We start from the raw sequence: 3,733 nt of genomic DNA on the forward strand, positions 1-3,733 counted from the left end.
CTCCGCGCCGCCGCCGAGGCCCAAGGCCCCGACCGTTCCCGCTGCGGCAACGCCTGCGACCGGCGAGACGAAGCGAAGTTCCGTGCCCGGCTGAGCATTGCCCGCCGCGCCCAGGGTGAGCGCTTCGACGGAGATCGTCCCCGTGCCATCGGTGGCAATCAGCGCGGCCTGTTCGACCGAATATTCCGCCCGATCCCCGCGCAGCAGCCGCGCGCCGGCGGGAATGACGGAGCCCGATAGGCCCGTAACCGTTACGCTCCCAGCCGCGGGCGTTGCGGGTTTGCGTAAGAGACCGCGCCAGGCCGCGTGCCGTTCCAGCACCTCGCCCGTGGCCCGATCCGGCAGCACGGCTTCGGCGATCCCGTCGAGATAGCCATAGACCTCGTGCAAGCCCCCCGCGAGCACGGCAGCGATGACCGATAGATTATTCCAGCGCAAGCGGCTATCGGCCCCCGGCAAGCGCGCGTTAATCTCGGCTTCGGCCTGACGCAATAAATCGTCAATCGCCGGGCGCACGAGGCCCAAGGAATTAGCGTTAGGCATTCTCAGCCTCCCGTGAGATCGAAATTAAGGGATGTCAGCGAGAAATCGACGCGGGTGCTGTCGAAGGTCACGGCCACCTTGGCCGCAGGCGGCGGTGCGCCCGCGCCTTCGGCAGGCAAGCAGAACTCAATCCCCTGCCACGCCCAATCGAAGCGGATTGAAAAATTGGCCTTCTTCGGGCGATAGAGTTGGATCTCCAGCGTTAGCCATTCTTCACGCGGAATGAAGGCGTTGACCTTCACCCGCTCGGCGACGCCATCCTCGACCAGCCAGGCCAGCGCCTCCTCGGCATAGAGCTTGGCCCGGCTGACCACCGATTGCATCTGCTTCTCGCGCGACAGCAGCCACAGCCGCGAGCCAATTGGCTGCGGCAAAAAACTATCCGCCCACCAGCCGCGCCGGTCGCCCGAAAGCCGAATGGGTTCAGCCAACCCCGGCCCGGTCAAATCGTCGGGCAGCACATCGTCATCCAGCGCGCGGCGGTGGGTGAAAAGGGAAATGAGAACGGAGGTGAAGAGATCACACTCCGCCAGCAGCGCCGGGGGCAGCAAAGCCCAGTCGCCGCGAAACCGGGAAGAATCCTAGCGCGTGGTAATGTCGGGCATCAAAAGCCTCATGAAAGAATGGAAAAACTAAATCCGCACGAGCGAGCGCGTATTGCGAATCGTCACGCCGCAATAGGCGGCCTCGTTGAACTTATCCCACTGGCTGCGGGCATCGGCCGTTGCGCCGCTGGGCAGGCCGGTGATGTTCAGATCGATGGTCAGGCGGCGCAAATCGTCGGCAGGATGATCGGCTTTTGTATCCAAAGGCGGGGTGCGCGGGGTCAGCGGCGGGAGCGGTTCGACCGCCGAACGCCCACCCCTCCCCATCAACCCCTCCAGCAGCGAGCCGCCGCCCATCGAGCCCAGCACTCCGCCCGCGAGCCCGCCCAGCAGGGTTCCGAAAATCGGCACAACACTGCCGAGCGAGGCCCCCAGCATCGCGCCCCCCATGCCGCCGAGCCCCGAGCCAACCCCGCGCCCCACCCCGGCGGCATCGCCGCGCTGGGCCGCCGAGACCACCGACACCGCATCGTCGATCATCCCGAGCGGGCGGAACACCCGGCCCAGCAGCCCGCCGAGCCCCCGGCGCGCTGGGGAGAGCGGTGCCCGCGTCTCGCCCATCACATCGCCCAGCACCCCCGCCGACACCGCCCCGCCCCCCGGCGGCTTAGCCGCCCCTTTGCGATTGGGACCGAACGCATCCAGCACCGGCGTCAACCCCCGCCCTTCAAACCCCATCCCCGGCAGATTGACCACATAGACCGGCAGGGGATTCGTCAGCTTGCCGGAGAGCAGACTATCGAGGGATAGCGCCCCACCTTCTTTTGTGCCTTTTCCGAACCAGCCCCGAACCGTATCGGCCCCCTGTTTAGCCTTATAGCCCCCATAAATGGCAGCAAGACCCGCCAAGCCTGTCCCAACCAACGCGGTCGTCAGTTCTGGATTGCTGCGGGCTTTTCCAGAAAGATCATTGGTCCAGTCAGTCAATGCTCGCGTCGCCTGCTCGATGGCGGGCACCAAACCTTGCGTTAAGGAAAGCGCCAAACGATCGCCTGATCGGCCTGCTTCATCCGCACCGCCGCTGGCGGAATTCCGCCGCAGCGAATAGGCATCATTAACCCTTTTTCCCGAATCCCGCTGAAGTGAAAATGCCGACTCCGCAAAATTTTCCCGGTTTTTTATAAGGTATTCAGCAAAAAACTGATCCCGCGTCCCCTGTCCGAATATCTTGGCAAGGCTGGCTTGGCCACCTCCATTTTCTGCCGCCAGCGCAGCCAGAGCCGCCTGCGCGGGGCTTTCCCCTTTGCGCGCAGCCTCCGCCATAATCGCCGCGATACTGCGATTATCTTGTAGACGACCGGCTTTTAGCTTCTCAATAAAGCTGGTAATCAATACATTCCGGTTCGTCCAATCGCTTGCATAACCCTTGGCAGTTACAGCAAGGCTTCCATACTCAACCAAAGAATTAATTCCGGTGAGGCCAACCCCTTGCACACTATCCTGAAAACGCGGTAAGCCTGACTGGAGTTGCTTCGGCGTAATATTCGCGTCCTGAGCCGTCTGCGCGAGAATCAACGGTACGAGAAGCTGGTCAGCCCCCTTTACATTACTTCGCCCCACTGCCGTCGAAACTAAATTCCCCAAATCCGTTGGCTCGAACGAATAAGCCGTCGCGGCCCGTGCCGCGTTGCTTGCCATCTTTTCCAGAACGGACTCGCCCCTTACGGCCTCAAGAAAACCGTCACCCATTTTGTCCAGATTAGCTTTGATGATTTGAGCAATTTCACCATTGGTACGGCCTGTTGATTGGGCGAGGTTGTTGATACGTTCCTGGACCGTAGCGGTTTGAGCGGCGGTGTAGTTCCGGTCAATCTTGATATCCGTCATGATCCGATCAAAATCGAGGGTCAGTTTTCCACCCTCTTTCAACACGTCCCGCAGGTTGCTGATAACCTCGGATGAAACCTTGAGACCCTCGTTCAGAATTTGACTGGTTTGCCCCAGACTGGCTTTTAAATCCTGCCGAAACTCTGCAATTCCTTGGGTCAGGCGCTGAATATCGCGTTGAAAGCCGATAAGCGGCGCGAAACTGGTTTTCAACGCGGCCGCCAAGATATCAGCAGACGTGGATTCAGATGACATGAGTTCCATGATACTCTCCTTTTTGGTGTTGTTGGGAGCCTGGAGGTCAATTTCCTAGGCAAGTAAAAAGGCTTAAAATGCTAAACAAATATCTCACGATAGGAGTTATTTTGGGGCTCTTGATCCCCCTCCTCTCCAAGCTCAAGAAATGACCTTGAAAGAGCGATTGCAGACCATTCGATCTGCTCGTAATATTTTTTATGAATTAGATGATTATTACAGAGAAATAAAAAGAAATTTTTCCAACAAATCAAAAAATGAAATCATGGATATTAGAAAAATAATAGGAGTACTAGATGATAAATTGAGAAATTTACCTCCCAAAAACCACTCCGGTGATATTGAGTTCTATTGCAGAGACGCTCCGAGTGCTTTATTTTTTTTCATATCTATTTTATCTGGAAATTATGGATCATCAGCAAAAATTGTTGAGTTTACTGAGCAACGTAAAAAAGATCTTCGACGCAATTCGGAGGAAGATTTTATTATCCGGACAAGCCGGT

At 57.9% G+C, this 3,733-nt stretch carries 4 protein-coding genes; 1 reads left to right on the plus strand and 3 read right to left on the minus strand.

Annotation, left to right across the window (positions count from 1 at the left end; all coding sequences use genetic code 11):
* The 3 genes from ACIQ36_RS19150 to ACIQ36_RS19160 form a co-directional block, all read right to left on the minus strand.
* Positions 1 to 543 (minus strand): baseplate J/gp47 family protein (locus tag ACIQ36_RS19150; protein WP_395832334.1); only part of this gene is annotated, 543 nt, incomplete at its 3' end.
* A 2-nt stretch (positions 544 to 545) separates the two neighbouring features.
* The gene (locus ACIQ36_RS19155; protein ID WP_395832336.1) at positions 546 to 1,094 is read right to left on the minus strand and encodes a phage GP46 family protein; all 549 of its coding nucleotides are present in this window, start codon (positions 1,092 to 1,094) and stop codon (positions 546 to 548) included.
* 81 nt (positions 1,095 to 1,175) lie between these two features.
* On the minus strand, positions 1,176 to 3,239 hold the full coding sequence (locus ACIQ36_RS19160) for a hypothetical protein (RefSeq protein ID WP_395832337.1): 2,064 nt from the start codon (positions 3,237 to 3,239) through the stop codon (positions 1,176 to 1,178).
* A 139-nt stretch (positions 3,240 to 3,378) separates the two neighbouring features.
* On the opposite strand from ACIQ36_RS19160, the gene ACIQ36_RS19165 reads away from it, so the two are divergent.
* The coding region (locus ACIQ36_RS19165) for a hypothetical protein (protein ID WP_395832339.1) at positions 3,379 to 3,733 on the plus strand (355 nt) is incomplete at its 3' end.

The organism is Elstera sp., from assembly GCF_044372965.1.
In the GTDB taxonomy this organism is placed as follows: domain Bacteria; phylum Pseudomonadota; class Alphaproteobacteria; order Elsterales; family Elsteraceae; genus Elstera.